Here is a 24,034-nt window from a genome sequence, read left to right as displayed (position 1 = left end):
TTTATCTTTCATAAAGTAATAACGTCGAAGATTAATCTGAAGTTTATTTTATGATTTTCTCTCTTTTAATCAGGACAATAAACTCTTTAATTTAAACGCAGAGTTCACAAAGATTTTTTTAACGATTCATCGCTTTTAAGCTACACAAAGGCGTTCTACTTAAAAAAGAACACAAAGTTTTTCTTTATTTAAATAGTTTAGATTGAAAAACGGGTATTCAACATATAATCCTGTTTATCTGGCTCTGTTTTTTGTATATTCTTTGTCTGATATTTTGAGTTTCCAAAATTGTAGCTTAAAGACAAAATCAACTTTTGAGTATCCCACCAATGTGTAAATCGATTATCCATAATCTGTTTGTGCCTGAACTCCAAACGTTGGTCGTAAGAATCAAAAATATTGTTGAAGCTTATTTTCGTATTCAGTTTATTATCAAACCATGCTTTTTGAACCGAAATATCAACTGTATATCTTGGCTTAATTATATATAAACTATTCCCGGTTTTGGATTCGTAATTGGCAAAAAGATTAATTGTATAGCCTTTAGGCAAAGAAAAAACCTGATTTAACCTCATCTCGTAATTATAAATTTTCAAGGCAAAAACTTCATCCAGATACGGTCTGAATTCGTGATTATAATATCCCGTGATTTGAGTATTTATATTCCACCACTTTGTTATTTTCACGGGAAAACTCGTTTCTATAATGGCAAAATTTCGATAAGGCAGATTGGCTCCTAAATATTCCAACACATTCGTTTCAGGATTATAGATAGGATATCGCGTCATCACATCTGTTTCTTTGCCCATGGTAAAAGCCGTTACCCAATTTTTATATCGATACGTTGCTTTCATCTGATTGGTAAAAGAAGGTTGCAAATAAGGATTCCCGATCCAATAATTCAGCGGACTGTAATAAAACCTGAACGGATTAAGCTGTGAAAAAACCGGTCTTGTCATTTTTCTGCTGTAAGAAAATGAGAGCTCACTTGATTTGTTGAAGGCATAACTTGCGCTGAAAGATGGCAGCCATTTCAGATAATTTCTTGAGACCACAGAATCTACGGTTACCGCATTAGAAATACTTTGTGTATTTTCAAATCTTAATCCTGCACTAATCTGAAGCTTATTAAATTTCTGACTGTACGCCAAATATCCCGCAACTATCTTCTCTTTATATGAAAATTGATTGCTTCTCGTCGGATCAAAAACAAATTGCTGATTCACCGACAACGTATCATATCTAATCATATTATTCGTTTTAGTATCACTCAATTTTACACCTGCCTCGAAAGTTGCATCTTTTATTTTCTGAGAAACATCAACTTGCCCTGTATAAATACTAATTTTGTTGAGCAGATCAGATTTCCAATAAGATAAAAGCTGTGAAGTCGGCTTATCGCTATTTATAAAATCATCTTGCTGCTTATTTTTAACCGAAAGATAGTTGCCTAAAAAATTCAGCTTAAAATTTTTGTACTGGAAAGAATAATCTGTGGTTATTCCGTAATTATCTTGAAAATAGTTGCTCGGATTTTTACTTTCTGTATTAAAAACCAACTGCGTTTCATCTTTATTTACAGTATACAATGATCCCAAACGAATTCGATCACTATCTCTGAAGTTACCTCTTACATTGATGCCAAACCTATTTTTGTCATTCAATTTATAATCGATTCCCATTTGAACAGTATAAATTTCTGTATCATCTTTTTGGTAAGTCTGCGTACTCATCACATTCGTATTTGCCAAGCGTTGCAATGCATTATAACGATATGTTGAGATACCATTATTATACCCTAACTGTAAATTATAGCTTATCTTTTCCGTGTTATAAGAAAGATTAAGGCTGTTTTCTTTATAATTAAATGTATTGATACTCGTGTTTCCGATATAATTTCCTATCCAGCCGAGATTGGTATTTTTCTTTAATTTAATATCAATAATTCCTTTAAATTCGGCATCATATTTTGAAGAAGGATTTGTATTGACTTCAAGAGATTCTACCATTTCCGGCGACAGAGATCTCAGATAAAACTGCAGTTTCCTGACTGCTCATGACCACAGGTTTTCCATTGATAAAAATGGCAGGACTGGTTCTTCCTCCAACAAAAATCCCATCTTCAGAATCTACCGTCACACCCGGAGTTTTTCTTAAAACCTCAAGAATATTGGTTGATGTTTTAAAATCTTTATTACCGGAAACATTCATCACAATATTTCCCTGATTGAGTTTTAAATTTCTGCGAGAAGATTGAATAATAACTTCTGAAATTGTTGCGATCGAATCTTTTTGTTTTATAGAATCGGAAACTTTAGCATTGAGAATTTCCTGAGACTTTGCAAAAAACGATAAGAAGAGCAACAAGATAAAAATCCATAATTTGGCGTTCATAAACTTTAAATTTTATGAGACCAAAAGTATTGGACGTCGATGAAAAGTAGGTTTTGAAGTTAAAATTCCGAAGTACAGAATTATAAATTTGAACTCTGGAGTCCCGTCTCAGAAGGCATTTGAGATTGTTTGTACAATAGCGGTGTTGTACTCATTATTTTCTTGAAAGTAGAAAAGAAGGTGGATTTAGAATTGAATCCTACTTCATATCCTATCTCTTCAATTTTCAGATAAGAGCCGTTTTCAATTTTTTCACAGGCTTCATTGATTCTGTATTCATTGATGTAGGTTGAAAAACTTTTACCCAGATTATCATTCAGTAATTGTGAAAGTTGATGGGCTGAAATATTCATTTTCAAGGCTAGATCACTTAATTTTAAATTCGGATTTTTATACAATTCTTCCGTATTCATCAATCTTTCTAATTTGGAAACAAAACTATCTGCCTGTTGATCTGATATTTTTTTATTGGAATATTTACTTTCTTCTTTTACTGTTACTGATCTGTTTTTATTGTTGAAAAAGATCAAAACATTCCCATACAAAAGCAAAGAAAATACAAGACTTCCACCCGCACAATACACTTGAATCCATCCTGTGGACATCAGTTGATATGCGAAAAAGATGATCACATTACTTAATAAAACAGGAAGGATAAACTGAGTAGGGTTCTTTCCTTCTTTTTTTGAAAAAATATAATATTCATAAACTGATAGAAAAATGAAAACCGTCCAAACTCCATAAATAAATCTAGCAAAATTATCATCCCAAGTAATAGGGAAAATTAAATACAAAAGCCCGACTATACCAAGAATCAGTGTGAGAATACCAAAAGAGTTCCCAGCGTTTTTAAGATTAAACTGCTCTTGTAAAAAAGAAGAACGGACATAATAATACAAAGCCGGCCCCGTAAAAAATAGCGCCGATAAACCCAAATGTGGGATAATTCTAGGCCAATCCGGATAAAAATAAATACATACAGAAATTCCTACGCGAATGCTTAATGTCAATAAAATTAATCCTAAGAAGAAATCCGGAATATGTTTCATTTTTTTCACAAACAACAGGTAAATCCCAAGCAGAAGCCCGTTAAAAGCTCCTATTACACTAAAAAAAAATAACATCTGTTGTCCGAAACTCATTGTTTGTTACCATTTTATGAAAGGTAAATTTAATAAATTCTGAGAAGTAATTTTAGATAAAAGTATAAAATATTATTTTTCAGCCCTATTTTCTAACCGATTGAAAATAACCGTTCTAAGATGTTCTTCATTTTTATCGCCCCATTCACCAAGAACAGCGATCACCGGAATCAAAGTTTTTCCAAAATCGGTAAGGCTGTATTCTACTTTTGGCGGAACGACGGCATAGATTTTCTTTGTAATTAAGTCATGCTCTTCTAATTCCTTCAGCTGAATATTCAAAACTCTGCGGGAAGCATCCGGAATTTTCTTCTGCAACTCACTTGGTCGCAGAAAACCTTCATTAATAAACCACAACAGACGGATTTTCCACTTGCCGTAAAGAACTTCACCGATTAAGTCTAGTCCACAATTTAAGTTGGGCGGAATTTTTCTTTCATACATATCACAAAATTACTCAATGTTCTAAAAACAACAATAGGGGAAAAATTTTTCCCTATATGAATCGTATTTCCGTACTTGTATAAACTCATCATACTCCTGAAATTTGTACCAAACTTTAAATATATGAACGAGCAATTTAATTTCAATAATGAATTAAGCAACAAAACAGCTTTGGTAACCGGCGGAACAAAAGGCGCAGGAAAAGCCATCGCAGAAAGATTATTAATTGCAGGTGCAACAGTAATCGTAACCGCAAGAAATCAACCGGAAATGATGAATGAAAAACTTCATTTTATCGCCGCAGATTTAAGCAAAGCTGAAGGGACACAAAAAGTTGTCGATGAAGTCTTATCCAAATTCGGAAAACTTGATATTTTGATCAATACTCTTGGAGGTTCAGAAACTCAAGGTGGCGGATTTTCTGTTTTGACGGATGAAGATTGGGAAACATCACTTCAGACCAATTTATTAGCTCCTGTTCGTTTAGACAGAGGATTTTTACCACAAATGATCGAACAAAAACATGGTGTAATTATTCATATCGCATCAATTCAGGGGAGATTGCCGCTTTATGATTCTACTTTGCCTTATGCGGCGGCAAAAGCGGGTTTGATTAATTACAGCAAAGGTTTATCAAAAGAAGTTTCCTCAAAAGGAGTTCGTGTTTTGACGGTTTCACCAGGTTGGATTATGACAGATTCTGCGACGAGAATGATGGAACGTATTGCTGAAAGTTCGAATTCAACAATAGAAGAAGCGACCCAAAGTGTGATGGATGCATTGGGAGGAATTCCCATCGGAAGACCTGCTCAACCGGAAGATGTTGCAGAGTTTGTAGGATTTCTGGTTTCTCCGAGAGCCAGTTATTTAACCGGAACTGAATATGTGATTGATGGAGGAACGATTCCTACTATTTAAATTATATTTTAAACTTTTGTATTTTAGTCACGTATTAAAATGACAATGAGAAAATCTGATAAATCCATTCATAGAATTTGTATTGCTAAGATCAAAAGAAGTACCATGAAGCCTTATGATTTCAAATGGTCAATATTTTACGAAAATGATTCTAGGGGTTTATTTCAGAATTATCCGTTTGAACTACATGATGATGAACTGATTATTTGTTCATCCATTATTGATTCATCCAATTTTAGCATTTTAACAACTAGAAAACTCATCACCAATGAAAATGGAACTCTCCATTTTGGAAGTTTAATTAATGCTAAAAATAGATTGTACGGAGATTTTAAAAGTAAAGATGAAGATTTTACTTTTGGAAAGGTTGAACTGGAAAGTGGGGAGATCTTAAAATATTTTATCGAAACAAGAAGAGCTTCAATGATTATGGTACAAGGTATAAAAACCGCAATAGATATTCAAGTAATAACAGAAGCACAAGTTGAAAAGGTTGCTAATATTTGGAACAATAAAGTCAACAAGCGATTTAATAATGATTAAAATTAAATACAAAGCTTGAAATTTTATTTATAGTTAAATCATTATAATTTGTCATAATATTTTATATCTTTGAGCATGTGCTATTCAATAGATTTTCGCAAGCAATTATTTAAGATTAAAGATCAAGACAATCTTACTTATCAAGAAGCCAGTGAACGATTTGGCGTTCCAATAAGAACACTTTTCAGATGGAATAATTGTATAGAGCCCAAAATAAAACGCAACAAACCATCAACAAAAGTTGATGTCGAAGCTTTACGACAAGATGTTGTAGAAAACCCTGACCATTACCAATATGAACGAGCCAAGAAATTTGGAGTAGGTCAAAGCACGATATTCTATGCTTTAAAGCGTTTGGGAATAAGTAATAAAAAAAACGCTATTCCATCCAAAAACTGATCAACTCTCTAGGCTTATCTTTCAATTAAAATTATTCCGATACGAGTTTATAGAAAAACGATCTATTATTTATCTGGATGAAAGTGGCTTTGCATTAGATATGCCAAGAGAAAATGGTTACAGTCAAAAAGGAGAAAAATGTTATGCAAGTAAAGATTGGCATGCCAGAGGAAGGGTAAATGCTATCGGAGCAATAACGGACTTCAAACTATTCAATGTTTGCTTATTCAATTGTAATATAGATGCTGATGTATTCTTCGCCTGGCTTACGCAAGAATTGTTACCTTCTATTGCTCCTAATTCAGTTATTGTGCTGGATAATGCTACTTTTCACAAAAGAGAAGATGCTCTATTGAAGGTTCAAGAACAAAGTCATATTTTGCTATTTCTTCCGCCTTACAGTCCAGACCTAAATCCAATTGAAAAAAAGTGGGCACAAGCAAAAAGCATAAGAAGAAAATTCGGATATACACCAGGAGAGCTTTTTATTTACGCAGATTTGTGACATTTTATTTTGATTTAACTATAGTTTTAATCATAAAATTCCAGCCTTAAAACAAAAAATCCCAAGCAAAAACTTGGGAGTTTAATTTTATATCTATCAGATATTATCTGTTCATCATATCGATATAGTCTCTTTGTTGAGCACCTTGGTAAACCTGTCTTGGTCTTCCGATCGGGTCTCCTTTTATTCTCATTTCTTTCCATTGAGCGATCCATCCCGGAAGTCTTCCTAATGCAAACATTACAGTGAACATTTCTGTAGGAATTCCTAATGCTCTGTAGATGATTCCTGAATAAAAATCTACGTTTGGATATAATTTTCTTTCGATGAAGTATTCGTCTTCAAGAGCTACTTTTTCTAATTGCATTGCAATTTCAAGCGCTTTGTCTTCAATTCCTAATGCAAGTAATAAATCGTCAGCAGCTTTTTTGATGATTTTTGCTCTTGGATCGAAGTTTTTGTACACTCTGTGTCCGAATCCCATTAAACGGAAGCTATCGTTTTTATCTTTCGCTTTTTCAACCCACTTGTTAACATCACCACCATCTTTTTCGATCAATTCAAGCATTTCGATAACCGCTTGGTTTGCACCACCGTGAAGTGGACCCCAAAGTGCAGAAATACCTGCAGAAACTGAAGCAAAAAGACCTGTGTGAGCAGAAACCTACCATTCTTACAGTAGATGTAGAACAGTTTTGCTCATGGTCTGCGTGAAGGATTAATAATTTGTCTAAAGCTCCAACTACAACCGGATTGATTTCGAAATCAGCATTTGGTTGTCTGAAAGCCATTTTGTAGAAGTTCTCTACATAGTTTAGGTTGTTGTCTCCGTGGTTTAATGGAAGACCCAACGTTTTTCTGTACGTCCAAGCAGCAAGGTGAGCAAATTTAGCGATAAGCAATTCTGCAGCAAGGTCCATCTCTTCTTTAGAATTTACGTTAACCGCTTTCGGGTTGAAGGCAGTTAAAGCAGAAGTTAAAGAAGATAAAACTCCCATTGGGTGAGCAGAACGAGGGAAAGCATCGATGATTTTTTTCATCTCCTCTGCTACGAAGTTATATTTTTTGATATTACCGTTAAAGGTATTGAATTGGTCTTGAGTTGGTAAGTTACCGTGCAACAAAAGGTACATTACTTCTGTGAAGTTAGATTTCTCTGCAATCTGCTCGATTGGATATCCTCTGTAGAATAATTCTCCTTTGTCTCCGTCTAAGTAAGTGATTTCACTAAGGGTAGCTCCGGTATTTTTGTAACCTAAATCTAACGTGATTAAACCTGTCTGGTCTCTTAATTTTGAAATATCGATTCCTCTGTCTCCGATAGTACTATCTACGATAGGATATTCATATGAATTACCATCGTAATTCAATATTACTTTGTTGTCTGACATTATTTAATTTATTTTTTTTTAAATATACTACTTATTACAAAATACGGCAAACTAAAAATTTCGCTTGCCGTTATTTATAAATTCGATTAATTATCTTTTGATTTTAAAAGCATCCAATCCTGGGAAAACTGCAGTTTCGCCTAAAGCTTCTTCAATTCTCAACAATTGGTTGTACTTCGCCATTCTGTCTGATCTTGAAGCTGAGCCTGTTTTAATCTGCCCACAGTTCATTGCTACTGCTAAATCTGCGATTGTAGAATCTTCAGTTTCACCTGATCTGTGAGACATTACAGACGTAAACTTGTTGTGTTGAGCCATTTGTACCGCTGCCATTGTTTCAGAAAGAGAACCAATTTGGTTTACTTTTACAAGGATTGAGTTTGCAATTCCTTCTTTTACCCCTCTCGATAATCTTTCAACATTCGTTACGAATAAATCGTCACCAACCAATTGTACTCTGTCACCGATTTTATCGGTTAACATTTTCCAACCTTCCCAGTCATTTTCCTGCATACCGTCTTCGATAGAGATAATAGGATATTTATTTGCCAATTCAGCTAAGTAAGAAACCTGCTCGCTGCTTGTAAACTGAGCAGCATCCGGAGTCTGGAATTTTCTGTAATCGTAAATTCCGTCTTTATAGAATTCTGAAGCAGCACAGTCTAATGCGATCATTACATCGTCACCAGGTTTGTAACCTGCTTTTTCAATTGCCTGAAGCAAAGTATCCAAAGCATCTTCTGTTCCTTTGAAAGTTGGTGCAAAACCACCTTCGTCACCTACAGCCGTAGAAAGACCTCTAGAATGAAGAATAGCTTTCAAATTGTGGAAAATCTCAGTTCCTTTTCTCAAAGCGTGAGAGAAAGAATCTGCTTTTACAGGCATTACCATAAATTCCTGGAACGCGATAGGTGCATCTGAGTGAGAACCACCATTGATAACATTCATCATCGGAACCGGAAGTGTATTGGCATTAACACCTCCAACATATTTATATAAAGGTAATTTTAGTTCGTTTGCAGCAGCTTTTGCAGCAGCCAAAGAAACACCAAGAATTGCATTAGCTCCTAAGCTTCCTTTGTTGCTTGTTCCGTCTAAATCAATCATTATCTGATCGATAAGATTCTGATCAAAAACAGGAAGACCCACCAATTCCGGTGAAATTACTTCTCTTACATTCTCTACAGCTTTAGAAACACCTTTTCCCATCCATTCTGAACCACCATCACGCAATTCAACCGCTTCATGTTCTCCCGTAGACGCTCCAGAAGGAACTGCAGCACGACCCATCGCACCACTTTCCGTGAATACATCTACTTCAACTGTAGGATTTCCTCTTGAATCCAAAATTTGTCTCGCTTCTATGTAAGAAATGTAACTCATTGTTCTTTTTTTATAGTTTAGACAAATTTAATCAATTTTTAACTTTTGAAAGCACGGAAGGGCTAATTTATACGTTTATTCTGAGTTAAATTTTAGTTAATATTGAGATTGCTGTAATTCATGATTTGAAACAATAATAAAACCTCCAAATTTTAAATTTTGGAGGTCAGAAATAAAATTTATTCGTTTTATTGAATTTTCCTTTTGGTTCCAATACCACTTAAAAAAGATAATCCTGCAATTACATTTCCTTTTTTAATAATATTATTGTCAAAATCTTTGCCTAACGAAAGCGTTAAATGCTGATTGGCAAATATTGCATAGTCTAAATTCAAAACACATTTCCAAGTAGGTTTTAAATCTGATCCCGAAATAAAACTTCTGTATAAACCTTCCAAACTTCCTGTAAATTTTGAGTCTTTAGGGGAGTATTCATACTTTACGCCAGCATCAAATGTTGAGAAATTCCCTTCTGGTTTGAAGTCTTCGACAGTCATCCAATCACTTTTGGGATTGTACATATAACGAACAAGAAGCAAAGGAGTTCCTGACTTTTCGGTTGCATAACCCAAAACCGTCCATACACCTGCGTTATATATTTTAGAATTATTAAATCGCTTTTCTTTGAATTGGATACTTGTACCGCCTGCGAAATCTAATAGAAAACCCGTACGTACAATTTTAAAATCTTTTTGAATAGCTTGAATCTCGGCTAGATTAACTATATAATCCTCATTCGATTTTTCAACTGCATTTTTAGACATAGATTTTAATGAATCTATCCTGTTGTTCATATCCACTAATAAAATCTTATATTTAGTAGAGCTTTTAATTTCTTCTTGTTTAGAATCATTTCTTCCCGCCGGCTCCAGCATTTTTCCCATTTTAGATTTAATTCTCTTCAATTGGTTATCAGCGTCTATAATATTATCAATCTCGCTATCTTCAAGTACAAAACCAGAATGCCTTGTTAATAGTTTTTTCAATAAAGCATGCTTTGTACGGGTTTCTTGATTAGCATATCCCCTTAATACAGAAAATTTCAAACCTACTGCCGTATAAATAGAATTTCCTATCATATTTTCTGCATCCTCATCTATATTTTTAACAGCAAATGATAACACGAATGTCTGAGGAATAGAATGCTTATTCGTCAACATTTGAGATATGGATTTGTCACTTTTATTTGGAGATATCCAATAAGGAGCAACATCTACTGAAAATGATCCCTTTTCAATAAAATTAAAAGAAAGATTCTGAAGTCCCACCATTAAAGTTGCCACGTCTGTCGGTTTATTAATTTCACTATTTGCGACTCCCAATAGATTCGATGCGGGAGAAGCTGGTGCTTGTAATAATTCTGGGCTTACTTGTCCAAAAAGGATATTTGAAACCACAATTAATAAGACATAAATTATTTTCATCGCATTATTTTATATAAAATCTATAAATGCCACAAATGCCGTAACACCAATATTGTCTATTTTAGAAGACACATGATATTCTGCATCTTTATAACCTCCCGCAAATGTAATGGTGAACATACAAGGAGTTCCTTCTTCACCAGAGACACTTCTTACGATTTTTATTCTCTTTCCGTGAAGATCTCTATTCACACCAATTGTTGCTGTTCCACCTTCAGGAATTTCATGAACTTCTCCATTTAATTTATATTGTGCATTTCCTGCAGTTACAACGCCACTTATTGAAGTTCTCAAGGAAACATCTCCCCCTTCAAGATCAAGTACATTATATTGTGCATAAAATACCGAACGCTCAGCCAGACTATATTTTACAAGTTCCTTTGGAGTTAAAGCGATCACACTGTTTTGTTTTGTTTTTGTTGCCATGATTTTTAGTTTTTTGATTAACAGTTCAAAGTTCCTCTTAAAATAAACCCAAGTCAATTACCCAAACGGGTGAATTTCACAACAAAAAACAGCACCATAAAATGATGCTGTTCGTATTTTATTTTGAAATTAATTATAAATCGATTCTGAAAAACAAATGCGTTCCGTTTTCAGTGGTTACTTCGCAATGCCCGTTTTGTTCCTTCATTCTGCGTCTCATATTTCGAAGTCCGTTTCCTTCCGATTTTTCGGGATTGATTCCAATTCCGTTGTCGGAGATTCTCATCATGAATTCTTGACCTTTCTGGATAAATGAAAGTTTTAACTGGTTAGATTCGCTGTGCTTGTAAGCATTATTCAGAGCTTCTTTTAAGCATAAAAACAGATTTCGTCTTTGTTCTGTCGTAATTGTCGTTTCAAAAATTATATCTTGATCTTCAATGACAAGTTGAATTTTTGTCTTTTTAAGGAAATTATGAGCATACATTTTTGAGTAATCTATAAAACTTCCTAATGTATCGTTTCCGGAATTCAGACTCCAAAGCATTTCTCTCATGGAAAGATTCATTTCTTCAGAGGTTTTCAACATTTCATCGATATCACTTTTTAAATCATCATTTTCTGCCCGTTGTTTTAAAAATTCTGCCTGAAGTTTTAGTGCAGAAATCCCTGCTCCAAGATCGTCGTGCATGTCGTGAGAAATTCTTTCACGCTCTTGTTCTATTGATTTTTGTTTCTCGAGTTCTTTTTGAAGGAGCTGGTTTTGGTGTTCGGATTGTTGAAGCTGTTTTTCTTTCAAATTCAGAAGCTGCTTTCTGTTATATACTAACACAATGAAAATAATGAAAACAACAAATAACATCACTACAATTATTGCAGTTATATATACTATCTTTATTTCTACAGGAAGATTTTTCATTGTTTACAAAATAAGCCTCGTAAGAATAGTGAATATGTAATTATATTAATCATAGTAAATACTTTAGAAATTTCTTTTAAAAATTCAGGGTCTTTTTTATCAAAAAAATACATAGGAAACATCCTGAAAATATAAAACATCGCCCAAAATAATAATGAACTGCTAATCCAAAAAAAGTATAAATTCAAAATATTTTCCTCTTGATTTTTATTTGATATTTTTTTGTAAAACCAAAACAGAGAGATAAAAATTAAAAAAATACAATAGAGATACCCTGTAATAATTGAATAATTAGTTTTGGATATGAAAATAAATATTCCTCCCAATATAAAAAATGAAAGCGATACTACTTTAATTACATAACTATCTTTAATTTCTTTACTATAAATGTATCCAAAATAGATTATACAAAACAGATCCAAATAATTATACATTCTTGCCGTTATAAAGCCCGCTTTAGTAGTAAATAATATTTCAATTAGTATTGTTATCCCAAAATAAAGCCAGAATAATTGTTTCCATAATCTCTTATAGACTATGGAAACAATAAAATTCATAATAATTATGATATAGTATAATACATCAAGAGTATCCATTTTTTAGCAATTTCCAGGAGGGCAAAGACCATTTCTGTCAAAAACTGCTACATCCGGAAGTTCCTGGTATTCAGAAGTTATTTTCCCAAATGTCATCATGTAAGTATATCTATTTATATATGATACTCCATGAGGATTCTTAGTATCATTATCCATACAAATACAAGGGAAACATAAAACACATTCAAATCCATTTTTAATTAAGTAATCATACACATTTCTTGTTATTTCAAATTTTCTTGTATTTCTTATTTCTTCATATCCTAAATCAATACGATAACTATCTAAAGTTTTTCCAAAATTATCATTAAAATCAATAATATATTGTGAGTCTACCAAAGTAGGTTCTTCTACATCATTTATTCTATAATAATTTCCATGCTCTTCTATACAAAAAATGATGTCATCTCCAACCTGTCCTAAATAAATTTCGATTTTATCATTTGAATTTTTAAATAATTTTTCTAAAACTTGTTTATAAATACGTTCTGTTGTTTGAAATTTTTTATCAAACTTCGCATTATCTACAAAAGCCCTAATAAAATTCCCAGGCTCTTTTGCTCCTGCAGGAAATTCTTCTGAATCTGATCCATCAATGAAATTTATACTACTATATAGCTTTATATTTTTAAAATTCTTATTGCTTATAAAAGATTTATAAGTGGTCTTATTATTCTCTGAAATTAATTCATTACAGAGTTTTATAATTTCATTTAAAGTATCTGAATTGATTCCATGCTGTACATACTCTTCTTTTATTAGATTAGAAATGTTATCAATTTTGTCTGGATTTTTCATAACTCTTAGTTTTTAAAATGGTTAAATTTATTAATAGCCTCCACTTTGTTGTTAACGTGGAGTTTTCTGTAGATGTTTCCGATGTGTTTTTTTACGGTGTCGATACCTATGAATTTTTTGTCGGCAATTTCTTTGTAGAGAAGACCTTGAGATAGAAGCTCCAGCATTTCCTTTTCGCGTTTGGTGAGTTCGTCGAAGCCTTTTATTTCGGGAAGTTTTCTTTCAAAATGACTTAAAACTTTTCGGGCAATTGAGAAGCTCATCGGTGCACCACCGTTGTAGACATCGCGGATAGAAGAAAGGATTTTATCCATACTCTCCCCTTTCACAAGATATCCCATTGCTCCGGCTTTTAAAGAAACTGAACACTTTATCATCATCTTCAAAACTTGTACACATGATGAACTGGGTGTTTTGCATTTCTTTTTTAAGTTTTTCGATGATTTCAATTCCGAGCATGTCCTGCAGCTGAATATCCATCATCACAACATCCGGAGAAATATCAGAGAGATTTTTAAGAGCGTCATTTCCATCAAAAAACTGGGCAACAACTTTCATATCGTCCTGATAATTGATGACTTTCTTCAACGCATTGTTGTAGTTTTTTTCATCTTCTACTATGGCTATGGAAATGCTCATGTTGGTAATTTTGTTAAGACAAATATCTACAGAAAACAAAGCAGAAACAATTACACATTTGGGTAATTTTAAAGTTTTGAGTTCGCGGTTATTGGTTTAGTTTTTGTTTTTACTAAATTTAATGAAATTTCTCTTACGTTTGAAAAAATAATTAAATTCATATATTAAAAATAAATAACATGAAAAAAGGACTTGTAATAGCCGCTTCCTGTATAGCATTATCATTAATAAGCTGTAAAAAAGATGAAGGTGGGAACAAAAACGTGATTAAAGCTGATGGTACAGAAACGATTTTGGCAGATAACGGAAAAGTAGATTCAACCATAAGTTATGATACTGATGTGAATGGAAAAAAATCTGTGAAAACAAATTACGTGTACAAAGCGAGTGACGGGAATCTGGTAAAGGTTGTTTTCAACTACGATCCTAAGGAAAGTACGCTTACGATAAGAAGTAATAATAAAACTTTTATCTTAAATAAAGTGGAATCTAAAGGCAATGAAACGACTTACGAAAAAATGGATATGAAAGCCACTGTAAAGAAAGACAGTCTGATTTTGGATCAGGGAAACAATATCATAGAGCTTGTAAAGACAAAGATCTAAAAAACAAAAAACCGCTCAGAAATCTGAGCGGTTTTTTTATATATCTGAATGAATATTATTCTCCAGCTTTTTCCTCTGTAGAATCAGTTGCTTCTGCCGTAGGCTCTTCAACTTTTTCTTCTACTACAGGAGCTTCAACAGCTACCTTTGCAGTAGATGTAGATCTTCTGCTTCTTCTTGTAGCTTTTTTCTCTTCAGCATTAGGATTGTAAAGTTCGTTGAAATCAACAAGCTCGATAAGAGCCATATCAGCAGCATCACCTTGTCTGAAACCAGTCTTGATGATTCTTGTATATCCGCCGTTTCTTTCTGCGATTTTAGGAGCTACTGATCTGAAAAGTTCAGTAACAGCCTCTTTACTTTGAAGATATGAAAAAACAATTCTTCTATTGTGTGTAGTATCTTCTTTTGCCTTTGTTAATAGAGGCTCAACATATACTCTTAAAGCTTTAGCTTTAGCTACAGTAGTGTTGATTCTCTTATGCTCAATTAGAGAACAAGCCATATTAGAAAGTAAAGCACTTCTATGAGAAGCTGTTCTTCCTAAGTGATTGAATTTTTTACCGTGTCTCATTATTAATTATTTATCAGCGTCTAACTTATATTTTGCAACGTCGAAACCGAAGTTAAGACCTTTTGAATGCACTAGTTCTTCTAGTTCTGTCAAAGATTTTTTACCAAAATTTCTGAATTTCATCAAATCAGACTTACTATAAGAAACCAATTCTCCAAGAGTTTCTACTTCAGCAGCTTTCAGACAGTTTAGGGCTCTTACAGAAAGATCCATATCTGCTAATTTAGACTTAAGTAGTTGTCTTGTATGAAGAGTTTCCTCGTCATATTGGATAGATGCTTTTACAGCTTCAGTTTCAAGCGTTATTCTCTCATCAGAGAACAACATGAAGTGATAAATTAATATCTTAGAAGCTTCTGTTAAAGCATTTTGAGGGCTGATAGATCCATCAGTCTCTATATCTAATATAAGTTTTTCGTAGTCTGTTTTTTGCTCTACACGATAATTTTCAATACTGTATTGTACTTTCTTAATTGGTGTGAAAATAGAGTCAATAGCAATAGTACCGATTGGTGCATTGTTTGACTTATTTTGTTCTGAAGGAACATATCCTCTACCTTTTTCTAGGTTGAAAGTAATTTCGAAAGTTACATCACTGTTTAGGTTACAAATCACCAAATCCGGGTTTAGCACCTCAAATCCGTTCATCGATTTACCTAAATCTCCAGCAGTAATAATCGTCTGACCCGAAACTTTGGCAACAACCTGCTCTGAAGCTTGGTTTTCTGCCGTAGCTTTTAATCTTACCTGCTTAAGGTTAAGAATAATTTCGGTAACATCTTCGATTACTCCTGGAATAGTTGAAAATTCGTGCTCTACACCTTCTATTTTGATAGATGAAATAGCGTATCCTTCCAGAGAAGAAAGCAACACTCTTCTCAAAGCATTACCGATTGTAAGCCCGAAACCTGGTTCTAGTGGTCTGAATTCAAACTGACCTCTAAATTCATCAGAGTTAAGTAATATTACTTTATCGGGTTTTATGAATTGTAAAATTGCCATATTATTGGGTTGAGCAAAAATTTGATTAAAAATTATTTAGAGTAAAGTTCCACGATAAGGTTCTCCTTGATGTCTTCCGGAATTTGGATTCTCTCAGGAGCAGAAATGAAGGTACCTTCTTTCTTCTCATCGTTGAATTGTAACCACTCATAATTTGCTTTAGAAGCTAATGCATCTGTAACAACTTCAAGAGACTTAGATTTTTCTCTTACAGCGATTACATCACCAGCTTTAACCAAATACGAAGGGATGTTAAGGATTTCTCCGTTCACAGTAATGTGTCTGTGAGAAGTCAATTGTCTTGCACCAGATCTAGTTTTAGCAAAACCTAATCTGTATACAACGTTATCCAATCTTGATTCGCAAAGTTGTAATAGAACTTCACCTGTTACGCCCTTACTTCTGTGTGCTTTATCAAATAGGTTAGCAAATTGTCTTTCTAAAATACCGTAAGTATATTTAGCTTTTTGCTTCTCCATCAACTGAACAGCATATTCAGATTTCTTTGCTCCTCTTCTTTTGTTAACGCCATGTTGTCCTGGCGGTTGGTTCTTTCTTTTTTCGAAGTTTTTATCATCTCCGTAGATTGCAGCACCAAACTTTCTAGCAATCTTAGTTTTAGGTCCAATATATCTTGCCATAATGGGTAAATTCTAAAAATTAAACTCTTCTTCTTTTTGGTGGTCTACATCCATTGTGTGGCATAGGAGTCACATCAACGATTTCACTTACTTCAATACCTGAATTGTGAATAGATCTGATCGCTGATTCTCTACCTGCACCTGGACCTTTTACAAACACCTTTACTCTTCTTAAACCAGCTTCGTGAGCTACAGCAGAGCAATTTTCAGCTGCCATTTGAGCAGCAAATGGAGTATTCTTTTTAGAACCTCTGAAACCCATTTTACCGGCAGAAGCCCAAGAGATAACCTCTCCGCTTTTATTTGTTAAAGAAATGATGATGTTATTGAAAGAAGCTTGAATATGCGCTTCTCCAATAGCTTCAACTTTTACTTTTCTTTTCTTAACTACTTTAGTTTGTTTTGCCATAATTCCTAACGATTATTTACTAGCTTTTTTCTTGTTAGCAACAGTTTTTCTCTTTCCTTTTCTAGTTCTAGAGTTGTTTTTCGTTCTCTGGCCTCTTAAAGGTAATCCAAGTCTGTGACGTATTCCTCGTTGGCATCCTATGTCCATTAATCGCTTAATGTTCAATTGCACTTCAGATCTAAGCTCTCCTTCTACTTTTACGTTTTCTGAGATATAAGTTCTGATTGCAGCCAATTCATCGTCATTCCATTCGTTGACTTTCTTGTCTTCGCTGATACCGGCAGCCTTAAGGATTTCAGAAGAAGTACTTCTTCCAACTCCGTAGATATAAGTTAAACCGATAACTCCTCTTTTGTTCTTTGGTAAATCAATACCTGAAATTCTCGCCATAATTTAATTTTAACCTTGTCTTTGTTTAAATTTGGGGTTTTTCTTGTTGATTACAAATAGTACACCTTTTCTGCGTACGATTTTGCAATCAGCACTTCTTTTTTTAATTGATGCTCTTACTTTCATTTTGATAGTATTTATTTTTTAACAATAGCCAAATGGAATTTCTCTTCCATTTGGCGTTTGTTTTAATATCTAAATGTAATTCTCCCTTTTGTTAAATCGTAAGGAGACATTTCTAATTTTACCTTATCACCGGGTAAAAGTTTAATATAATGCATTCGCATTTTGCCAGAGATATGAGCGATAAGCATATGCCCATTTTCTAGCTCTACACGGAACTGGGCGTTCGAAAGTGCTTCCGTTATAACGCCGTCTTGTTCAATATGTTTTTGTTTTGCCATAAATTAATATCCAGTCGTTCTTGATAATTTAGACTGCATTAAGCCATCATAATGATGGTTCAGCAGATAAGTATTAATCTGTTGAACAGTATCTAAAATTACTCCCACCATAATCAATAGCGACGTCCCCCCGAAAAATAAGGCGAACGCATCTGTCTGAACAAAGCTTCCATGCACAATTGCCGGAAGGATTGCAAAGATAGATAAAAATATTGCACCTGGCAAGGTAATTTTTGATAAAATATCATCTAAATAATCAGCTGTCTCTTTTCCTGGTCTTACTTTCGGTACTAAACCTCCATTTCTCTTCAAATCATCAGCCATTTGGTTCACCGGAATTGTAATTGCAGTATAGAAAAACGAGAAGATAATAATTAATAGTGCAAACAATACGTTGTATTGCCAGCTAAAAACATTCTTGAAACCTGCAAGAAAAGTATTAGACTCATCTACTTTTGTTAACAAACCAGGTACGAACATTAATGCTTGCGCAAAAATGATCGGCATTACACCGGCTGCATTCACTTTCAATGGAATCCACTGTCTTGCTCCTTGCATAAGATTTCTGTTTACACCTCCTCTTGCCTGAGCTCTGCTTACATACTGGATAGGGATTTTTCTGACAGCAACGGATAAGACCACTGCTAAAAGAACAACCAACATCCAGAAAATTACTTCAATAAGGATCATGATAGATCCCATTCCTCCTTTTCCGTTCTGCACTGCCATTTCCTGTACGAATGCTTCAGGTAATCTTGAAAGAATCCCCACCATAATAAGGATAGAGATCCCGTTTCCGATACCTTTGTCGGTGATTTTCTCACCCAACCACATTGCGAATACTGAACCGCCTACCAAGATTACAATACTTGGCAACCAGAACATGATAGAAGTTGGCTCTACATAGTATGCAGACTGGAAACTGAGCATACGGTAAAAATAATTGAGTAATAGATGTTAAATAAGAAGGTGCCTGTACAAGACAAACTCCGATCGTTAACCATCTAGTAATTTGATTCAATGTATTTCTACCAGACTCTCCATCTTTCTGAAGTTTCTGAAGATAAGGAATAGCCATTCCCATCAACTGAACAATAATAGAAGCAGAAATATAAGGCATGATACCTAACGCCATCACGGAAGCGTGGCTGAAAGCTCCTCCCGTAAACGACGAAAGCAAGCCAAGGAGACCTGCTCCTTGCTTGTTACCGCCTTGATTTTTATAATGCTCTAAGAGATCTCCTACTTGTGCAAGGTTAATTGCAGGTAAGGAGATATAAGATGCGAATCTATACACAAGAATAATACCTAAAGTGAAGATAATTTTATCTCTTAATTCTTTTAGGCTCCAAATATTTTTGAGGGTTTGTATAAATTCTTTCATTAGTAATTATTATAAAGTAATTGCTTTACCACCTGCTTTAGAAATAAGCTCTTCAGCAGATTTAGTGAATTTGTCAGCAGAGATTGAAACCGCAGATTTCAATTCTCCTCTACCCATAATTTTCACTAATTCGTTTTTAGTAATTAATCCGTTTTCAATTAAAACTTCTTTTGTAATATCTCCAGTGATAGATTTATTTTCAATTAAAATTTGAATCGTATCAAGGTTAATTCCTCTAAACTCTTTTCTGTTTACGTTTTTGAATCCGAATTTAGGTAATCTTCTTTGCAAAGGCATCTGACCTCCTTCAAAACCGATCTTCTGAGAATAACCAGCTCTTGCTTTCTGACCTTTGTGTCCTTTTGTAGATGTACCTCCTTTTCCAGTACCTTGACCTCTACCAATTCTTTTTGAATTGAAAGTAGATCCTGCAGCTGGTTTTATGTTGTTTAAATTCATTTTAAAATTATTTTAAAAATTATTTTTGAACTTCAAGTAAATGACTAACTGCAGCTATCATTCCTAAGATAGAAGGAGTAGCTTCGTGCTCTACAACTTGGTGAAGTTTCTTTAATCCTAATGCTTCAAGCGTTCTCTTTTGGGTTTTTGTTCTACCAATAGCGCTTCTTACTTGTTTTACTTTAATTGTTGCCATTGTTTATATATTAACCGTTAAACACTTTACTTAGAGAAACTCCTCTCATTCTTGCAATTTCTTCAGGTCTTCTGATATCCAATAACGCTTTGAAAGTAGCTTTCACCACGTTGTGAGGGTTAGAAGATCCTTTAGATTTTGAAAGGATATCGTGAATACCAGCAGATTCAAGTACCGCTCTTACCGCACCACCAGCGATAAGCCCTGTACCATGAGAAGCAGGTCTTAAGAAGATATCTGCACCACCGTATCTAGCAGTAGTCTGGTGAGGAATTGTGTGATTCATTACAGGAACTTTCACAAGGTTTTTCTTAGCGTCTTCAACTGCTTTAGCAATTGCAGAAGCAACCTCTTTAGATTTCCCTAAACCAAAACCGATAACACCTTCTTCGTTTCCTACAACAACAATTGCAGAAAATCCGAAAGCTCTACCCCCTTTGGTTACTTTTGTTACTCTGTTAACAGCTACGAGACGATCTTTTAATTCTAATCCTCCCGGTTTTACTCTTTCTATATTATCTAGTCCTAACATATTTCCGAAATTTAATGATTAGAATTTAAGTCCTCCTTCTCTCGCACCATCAGCAAGAGCTTTCACTCTTCCGTGATATACGAAACCGTTTCTATCAAACACAATAGTTTCAATTCCTGCAGCAACCGCTTTAGCAGCAATAGCTTTACCGACAGCGGCAGAAACTTCAGTTTTAGTTCCGTTAGCATCAACACCCTTCTCTCTTGAAGAAGCTGAAGCTAAAGTTTTTCCACTGTTATCATCGATTAACTGAGCGTAAATTTCCTTATTACTTTTATATACAGATAATCTTGGCAATTCAGAAGATCCAGAGATTTTTCCTCTTACTCTTCTCTTTATTCTTATTCTTTTTTCTAATTTACTTAATGCCATAATACTTATAATTTATTAAGCAGATTTACCAGCTTTACGTCTAACAATTTCCCCAACGAATCTCACACCTTTTCCTTTGTACGGTTCAGGCTTTCTGAATGAACGGATCTTTGCAGCCACCATTCCAAGAAGTTGCTTGTCGTAAGACGTTAAAGTAATAATTGGATTTTTACCTTTTTCAGTCAATGTATCAATTACAACTTCGCTAGGAAGTTCTAAAACGATACCGTGAGAGAATCCTAAAGCTAATTCAAGTTTTTGACCTGAATGAGAAGCTCTGTATCCTACCCCTACTAGTTCTAATTTTTTCGTGAAACCTTCTGTAGTTCCTAAAATCATGTTGTTGATAAGCGCGCGGTATAAACCGTGTAACGCTCTGTGTTGCTTAGAATCTGATGGTCTGATTACAGTAAGTTCGCCATCTTTTTGTTCTAAAGTAATTCCCGCTGTAAGCTCCTGAGATAATTCTCCTTTAGGACCTTTTACCGTTACTACACCATTGTTTTCAGTGATTGTAACTCCTGCAGGAACTGTTATAATTGCTTTACCAATTCTTGACATTTTCCTTCTGATTAAAAATTAATAAACATAGCAGATTACTTCACCGCCTACTTTCTCTTCTCTAGCCTTCTTGTCAGTCATTACTCCTTTAGAAGTAGAGATGATAGAAATACCCAAACCGTTTAGTACTCTTGGAAGTTCTGTAGAACCTTTGTACTGTCTCAAACCAGGTCTAGAAGCTCTTTGAATAGACTTGATAGCTGGTTTGCTAGTTTGTTTGTCGTACTTTAAAGCGATTTTGATCGTACCTTGAACAGCGCTATCTTCAAACTTGTAGTTTAAGATATACCCTTGATCAAATAAGATCTTAGTAATCTCCTTTTTGATTTTCGATGCAGGAATTTCCACCACCTTGTGGCCTGCGCTTTGTGCGTTCCTTACTCTTGTTAGGAAATCTGAAATTGGATCTGTTACCATTTCTTTGTTTTAAATTATTGGTTAAAGAACAATCAGTATTGCAAAGACTTGAAGAATAAAATATCAGACTTCAGAAAACTTCGGTCTGATATTTTTATCTTTAGTATCTGAACAACTTAATTGTTCCGAATTTTTTATTAGTAATGAATAATTACCAACTTGCTTTTTTAACACCCGGGATAAGACCGTTGTTTGCCATTTCTCTGAAAGTTACTCTGGAAATACCAAACGTTCTCATATATCCTCTTGGTCTACCTGTTAGTTTACATCTGTTGTGTAATCTTACAGGAGAAGCGTTTTTAGGAAGCTTTTGTAAACCTTCGTAATCACCTGCTTCTTTTAAAGCTTTTCTTTTGTCAGCGTATTTAGCAACTAGTGCTTCTCTTTTGCGCTCACGCGCTTTCATTGATTCTTTAGCCATCTCTTAGTTCTTTTTGAAAGGTAAACCGAAGTGAGTTAATAATGCTTTAGCTTCTTTATCTGTTTTCGCAGATGTTACGAAAGTGATGTCCATCCCTTGGATTTTTTTCACTTTGTCGATTGCGATCTCAGGGAAGATAATTTGCTCAGTAATACCTAAGTTATAATTACCTCTACCGTCGAAACCATCAGCTTTAATACCAGAAAAATCTCTAATACGTGGTAAAGCAGAAGCAGTAAGTCTGTCTAGGAACTCATACATTTTGTGAGCTCTAAGAGTAACTTTAGCACCTACAGGCATCCCTTTTCTCAATTTGAAAGCAGCTTCGTCTTTCTTAGAGATAGTACCTACAGCCTTCTGACCAGTGATGTTCGTTAATTCTTCAACAGCATAGTCGATGATTTTTTTGTCTGCAGTGGCATCACCTAACCCTTGAGAAAGGATGATTTTTTCTAATTTAGGTACTTGCATTACTGATTTGTACCCGAATTCTTCCATCATTGCAGGAACAATCGTTTCATTATATGCTTTTTTGGGTCTTGCTATATATTCCATGTGTTATTTAAAATTATAAAGTTTCACCCGTTTTTTTGTCGATTCTTACTTTCTTATCTCCGTCGATTTTGTAACCGATTTTGATAGCTTTTCCGTCTTTACCAACTAAAGCTATATTTGAGATATGAATAGAAGCTTCCTTTTCAGTAATTCCTCCTTGAGGATTTGAAGCTGAAGGCTTAACGTGTTTTTTAACGATGTTAAGTCCTGCAACGATTACTCTAGGGTCTTTTCCTTCTTTTTTGATCACTTCAATAACTTCACCAGTTTTACCTTTGATATCTTTTTTACCAGTGGTAATGATTACGTTATCTCCTCTTTTTATTTTTAACTTTGACATTTTCTTTTAAAAATTTTAAATATTAAAGTACTTCAGGAGCTAATGAAATGATTTTCATATATTCTTTGTCTCTCAACTCACGAGCAACAGGCCCGAAAACACGAGTTCCTCTCATTTCTCCACCAGCGTTTAGTAATACACAAGCATTGTCTTCGAATTTGATGTATGAACCATCTTTTCTTCTCACTGCTTTTTTTGTTCTTACTACAACTGCTTTAGATACTTGACCTTTCTTTGCGTTTCCTGATGGTGTAGAATCTTTAATAGTAACTACGATTTTATCACCAACTGAAGCATATCTTCTTCTGGTACCACCCAGAACTCTGATTACTAGTACTTCTTTCGCACCAGTGTTATCAGCAACTTTTAATCTTGATTCTGTTTGTAACATTACTTAGCTTTTTCAATGATTCTTACTAATCTCCATCTCTTGCTCTTGCTCAAAGGTCTAGTTTCTTGGATAAGAACTGTATCTCCTTCTGTGCATTCGTTGTTTTCGTCGTGTGCAGTATATTTTTTCGTTTTTAATACGAATTTACCGTACATCGGGTGCTTTACTCTTGTAGTTTCGCTAACAACAATAGTTTTTTCCATTTTATTGCTGGAAACCACTCCGATTCTTTCTTTTCTTAAATTTCTATCCATTGTAAAAAGGATTATTGTTTGTTAGTTAACTGAGTGTTTAGTCTTGCGATCGTTCTTCTCAAATCTTTGATTTGAATAGGGTTTTCAAGCGGGCTGATTTTGTGAGCCAATTTCATTTTTGAGAATTGAACTTTTGCATCAGCTAATTGAGCCTGAACTTCCTCTGCGCTTAAATTTTTAATATCAGCTTGTTTCATTGTATTCAA

Annotated in this window: 35 protein-coding genes and 2 pseudogenes; 5 read left to right on the top strand and 32 right to left on the bottom strand. The window is 34.3% G+C overall.

The window, feature by feature from the left end; all coding sequences use genetic code 11:
• Window positions 1-197: 197 nt before the first annotated feature.
• The 4 genes from J3D55_RS04290 to J3D55_RS04275 form a co-directional block, all read right to left on the bottom strand.
• Window positions 198-2,009: an outer membrane beta-barrel family protein gene (locus tag J3D55_RS04290; RefSeq protein ID WP_259128331.1), complete on the bottom strand. Its 1,812-nt coding sequence runs from the start codon at window positions 2,007-2,009 to the stop codon at window positions 198-200.
• Entirely contained in the window at window positions 1,993-2,394 is a 402-nt protein-coding gene (locus tag J3D55_RS04285; protein WP_259128330.1) for a hypothetical protein, read from the bottom strand. The genes J3D55_RS04290 and J3D55_RS04285 overlap by 17 nt, the downstream gene beginning before the upstream one ends.
• 80 nt (window positions 2,395-2,474) lie before the next feature.
• Window positions 2,475-3,443 (bottom strand): helix-turn-helix domain-containing protein, encoded by a 969-nt coding sequence (locus J3D55_RS04280; protein ID WP_259128328.1) that lies wholly within the window; start codon window positions 3,441-3,443, stop codon window positions 2,475-2,477.
• A gap of 165 nt (window positions 3,444-3,608) precedes the next feature.
• Window positions 3,609-3,980 (bottom strand): winged helix-turn-helix transcriptional regulator, encoded by a 372-nt coding sequence (locus tag J3D55_RS04275; protein ID WP_259128327.1) that lies wholly within the window; start codon window positions 3,978-3,980, stop codon window positions 3,609-3,611.
• A gap of 123 nt (window positions 3,981-4,103) precedes the next feature.
• Between J3D55_RS04275 and J3D55_RS04270 the strand changes: the two genes are divergently transcribed.
• From J3D55_RS04270 to J3D55_RS04255, 4 genes are all read left to right on the top strand, one after another.
• Window positions 4,104-4,898 (top strand): SDR family oxidoreductase, encoded by a 795-nt coding sequence (locus J3D55_RS04270; RefSeq protein ID WP_259128319.1) that lies wholly within the window; start codon window positions 4,104-4,106, stop codon window positions 4,896-4,898.
• Window positions 4,899-4,943: 45 nt separating this feature from the next.
• On the top strand, window positions 4,944-5,441 hold the full coding sequence (locus J3D55_RS04265; RefSeq protein WP_259128317.1) for a hypothetical protein: 498 nt from the start codon (window positions 4,944-4,946) through the stop codon (window positions 5,439-5,441).
• A gap of 75 nt (window positions 5,442-5,516) precedes the next feature.
• Window positions 5,517-5,840, top strand: a complete 324-nt coding sequence (locus J3D55_RS04260; protein WP_259127766.1) for an IS630 transposase-related protein — start codon at window positions 5,517-5,519, stop codon at window positions 5,838-5,840.
• On the top strand, window positions 5,809-6,345 hold the full coding sequence (locus tag J3D55_RS04255; RefSeq protein ID WP_310467490.1) for a transposase: 537 nt from the start codon (window positions 5,809-5,811) through the stop codon (window positions 6,343-6,345). The genes J3D55_RS04260 and J3D55_RS04255 overlap by 32 nt, the downstream gene beginning before the upstream one ends.
• 103 nt (window positions 6,346-6,448) lie before the next feature.
• On the opposite strand, the pseudogene J3D55_RS04250 reads toward J3D55_RS04255, so the two are convergent.
• From J3D55_RS04250 to J3D55_RS04215, 8 genes and pseudogenes are all read right to left on the bottom strand, one after another.
• Window positions 6,449-7,736 (bottom strand): annotated as a pseudogene (locus tag J3D55_RS04250) (citrate synthase).
• 90 nt (window positions 7,737-7,826) lie between these two features.
• Complete coding sequence (eno, locus tag J3D55_RS04245) at window positions 7,827-9,119, bottom strand: phosphopyruvate hydratase (RefSeq protein ID WP_259128316.1); 1,293 nt, start codon at window positions 9,117-9,119, stop codon at window positions 7,827-7,829.
• A 188-nt stretch (window positions 9,120-9,307) separates the two neighbouring features.
• Entirely contained in the window at window positions 9,308-10,543 is a 1,236-nt protein-coding gene (locus J3D55_RS04240) for a hypothetical protein (RefSeq protein WP_259128311.1), read from the bottom strand.
• Window positions 10,544-10,552: 9 nt separating this feature from the next.
• Window positions 10,553-10,969 carry a hypothetical protein gene (locus tag J3D55_RS04235; RefSeq protein WP_259128309.1) on the bottom strand — a complete coding sequence of 139 codons (417 nt, stop codon included), beginning with the start codon at window positions 10,967-10,969 and terminating at the stop codon, window positions 10,553-10,555.
• Window positions 10,970-11,102: 133 nt separating this feature from the next.
• Window positions 11,103-11,888 (bottom strand): sensor histidine kinase, encoded by a 786-nt coding sequence (locus J3D55_RS04230; RefSeq protein WP_259128302.1) that lies wholly within the window; start codon window positions 11,886-11,888, stop codon window positions 11,103-11,105.
• A 599-nt stretch (window positions 11,889-12,487) separates the two neighbouring features.
• Window positions 12,488-13,282: a hypothetical protein gene (locus J3D55_RS04225; protein WP_259128301.1), complete on the bottom strand. Its 795-nt coding sequence runs from the start codon at window positions 13,280-13,282 to the stop codon at window positions 12,488-12,490.
• 5 nt (window positions 13,283-13,287) lie between these two features.
• Window positions 13,288-13,623, bottom strand: coding sequence for a response regulator transcription factor (locus J3D55_RS04220; protein ID WP_259128299.1), 336 nt, complete (start codon window positions 13,621-13,623; stop codon window positions 13,288-13,290).
• Window positions 13,589-13,921, bottom strand: a complete 333-nt coding sequence (locus J3D55_RS04215) for a LytR/AlgR family response regulator transcription factor (RefSeq protein WP_259128298.1) — start codon at window positions 13,919-13,921, stop codon at window positions 13,589-13,591. Before J3D55_RS04215 ends, J3D55_RS04220 begins: the two co-directional genes overlap by 35 nt.
• A gap of 179 nt (window positions 13,922-14,100) precedes the next feature.
• On the opposite strand from J3D55_RS04215, the gene J3D55_RS04210 reads away from it, so the two are divergent.
• Window positions 14,101-14,526: a hypothetical protein gene (locus tag J3D55_RS04210; protein ID WP_259128296.1), complete on the top strand. Its 426-nt coding sequence runs from the start codon at window positions 14,101-14,103 to the stop codon at window positions 14,524-14,526.
• 55 nt (window positions 14,527-14,581) lie between these two features.
• Here the strand turns inward: J3D55_RS04210 and rplQ are convergent, their stop codons facing one another.
• The 20 genes and pseudogenes from rplQ to rpmC form a co-directional block, all read right to left on the bottom strand.
• Window positions 14,582-15,100 carry a 50S ribosomal protein L17 gene (rplQ, locus tag J3D55_RS04205; RefSeq protein WP_259128295.1) on the bottom strand — a complete coding sequence of 173 codons (519 nt, stop codon included), beginning with the start codon at window positions 15,098-15,100 and terminating at the stop codon, window positions 14,582-14,584.
• A gap of 6 nt (window positions 15,101-15,106) precedes the next feature.
• On the bottom strand, window positions 15,107-16,102 hold the full coding sequence (locus J3D55_RS04200; protein ID WP_259128292.1) for a DNA-directed RNA polymerase subunit alpha: 996 nt from the start codon (window positions 16,100-16,102) through the stop codon (window positions 15,107-15,109).
• 32 nt (window positions 16,103-16,134) lie between these two features.
• Complete coding sequence (rpsD, locus tag J3D55_RS04195) at window positions 16,135-16,743, bottom strand: 30S ribosomal protein S4 (RefSeq protein WP_259128289.1); 609 nt, start codon at window positions 16,741-16,743, stop codon at window positions 16,135-16,137.
• Window positions 16,744-16,762: 19 nt separating this feature from the next.
• Window positions 16,763-17,152: a 30S ribosomal protein S11 gene (rpsK, locus tag J3D55_RS04190; RefSeq protein WP_259128270.1), complete on the bottom strand. Its 390-nt coding sequence runs from the start codon at window positions 17,150-17,152 to the stop codon at window positions 16,763-16,765.
• A 12-nt stretch (window positions 17,153-17,164) separates the two neighbouring features.
• A complete protein-coding gene (gene rpsM, locus J3D55_RS04185) occupies window positions 17,165-17,542 on the bottom strand; it encodes a 30S ribosomal protein S13 (protein ID WP_007839478.1) in 378 nt (125 codons plus the stop codon).
• Between the two features lie 9 nt (window positions 17,543-17,551).
• Entirely contained in the window at window positions 17,552-17,668 is a 117-nt protein-coding gene (gene rpmJ / locus J3D55_RS04180; protein ID WP_007839480.1) for a 50S ribosomal protein L36, read from the bottom strand.
• A 62-nt stretch (window positions 17,669-17,730) separates the two neighbouring features.
• Window positions 17,731-17,946, bottom strand: a complete 216-nt coding sequence (gene infA / locus J3D55_RS04175) for a translation initiation factor IF-1 (RefSeq protein WP_047401287.1) — start codon at window positions 17,944-17,946, stop codon at window positions 17,731-17,733.
• A gap of 3 nt (window positions 17,947-17,949) precedes the next feature.
• Window positions 17,950-19,330: pseudogene (gene secY / locus J3D55_RS04170) on the bottom strand (preprotein translocase subunit SecY).
• 9 nt (window positions 19,331-19,339) lie between these two features.
• Window positions 19,340-19,789 carry a 50S ribosomal protein L15 gene (gene rplO, locus J3D55_RS04165; protein WP_259128267.1) on the bottom strand — a complete coding sequence of 150 codons (450 nt, stop codon included), beginning with the start codon at window positions 19,787-19,789 and terminating at the stop codon, window positions 19,340-19,342.
• A 19-nt stretch (window positions 19,790-19,808) separates the two neighbouring features.
• Window positions 19,809-19,985: a 50S ribosomal protein L30 gene (gene rpmD, locus J3D55_RS04160; protein WP_029297759.1), complete on the bottom strand. Its 177-nt coding sequence runs from the start codon at window positions 19,983-19,985 to the stop codon at window positions 19,809-19,811.
• A gap of 10 nt (window positions 19,986-19,995) precedes the next feature.
• Window positions 19,996-20,517 (bottom strand): 30S ribosomal protein S5, encoded by a 522-nt coding sequence (gene rpsE, locus J3D55_RS04155; protein WP_042721505.1) that lies wholly within the window; start codon window positions 20,515-20,517, stop codon window positions 19,996-19,998.
• A gap of 18 nt (window positions 20,518-20,535) precedes the next feature.
• On the bottom strand, window positions 20,536-20,889 hold the full coding sequence (rplR, locus tag J3D55_RS04150) for a 50S ribosomal protein L18 (protein WP_259128259.1): 354 nt from the start codon (window positions 20,887-20,889) through the stop codon (window positions 20,536-20,538).
• A gap of 15 nt (window positions 20,890-20,904) precedes the next feature.
• Entirely contained in the window at window positions 20,905-21,450 is a 546-nt protein-coding gene (gene rplF / locus J3D55_RS04145) for a 50S ribosomal protein L6 (protein ID WP_259128252.1), read from the bottom strand.
• A gap of 18 nt (window positions 21,451-21,468) precedes the next feature.
• Window positions 21,469-21,867 (bottom strand): 30S ribosomal protein S8, encoded by a 399-nt coding sequence (gene rpsH, locus J3D55_RS04140; protein WP_062162720.1) that lies wholly within the window; start codon window positions 21,865-21,867, stop codon window positions 21,469-21,471.
• Window positions 21,868-22,018: 151 nt separating this feature from the next.
• A complete protein-coding gene (gene rpsN / locus J3D55_RS04135) occupies window positions 22,019-22,288 on the bottom strand; it encodes a 30S ribosomal protein S14 (protein WP_027387207.1) in 270 nt (89 codons plus the stop codon).
• Window positions 22,289-22,291: 3 nt separating this feature from the next.
• The gene (gene rplE, locus J3D55_RS04130) at window positions 22,292-22,843 is read right to left on the bottom strand and encodes a 50S ribosomal protein L5 (RefSeq protein ID WP_259128249.1); all 552 of its coding nucleotides are present in this window, start codon (window positions 22,841-22,843) and stop codon (window positions 22,292-22,294) included.
• A gap of 13 nt (window positions 22,844-22,856) precedes the next feature.
• Window positions 22,857-23,183 carry a 50S ribosomal protein L24 gene (gene rplX / locus J3D55_RS04125; protein ID WP_054512040.1) on the bottom strand — a complete coding sequence of 109 codons (327 nt, stop codon included), beginning with the start codon at window positions 23,181-23,183 and terminating at the stop codon, window positions 22,857-22,859.
• 22 nt (window positions 23,184-23,205) lie between these two features.
• Entirely contained in the window at window positions 23,206-23,574 is a 369-nt protein-coding gene (rplN, locus tag J3D55_RS04120; RefSeq protein WP_034684837.1) for a 50S ribosomal protein L14, read from the bottom strand.
• Complete coding sequence (rpsQ, locus tag J3D55_RS04115; RefSeq protein WP_027371715.1) at window positions 23,574-23,828, bottom strand: 30S ribosomal protein S17; 255 nt, start codon at window positions 23,826-23,828, stop codon at window positions 23,574-23,576. The genes rplN and rpsQ overlap by 1 nt, the downstream gene beginning before the upstream one ends.
• An 11-nt stretch (window positions 23,829-23,839) precedes the next feature.
• On the bottom strand, window positions 23,840-24,025 hold the full coding sequence (rpmC, locus tag J3D55_RS04110; protein ID WP_259128241.1) for a 50S ribosomal protein L29: 186 nt from the start codon (window positions 24,023-24,025) through the stop codon (window positions 23,840-23,842).
• Between the last annotated feature and the right edge of the window lie 9 nt (window positions 24,026-24,034).

Source organism: Chryseobacterium ginsenosidimutans (genome assembly GCF_024807225.1).
Lineage (GTDB): Bacteria > Bacteroidota > Bacteroidia > Flavobacteriales > Weeksellaceae > Chryseobacterium > Chryseobacterium ginsenosidimutans.
This window is presented reverse-complemented; position numbering and strand designations above follow the sequence as displayed.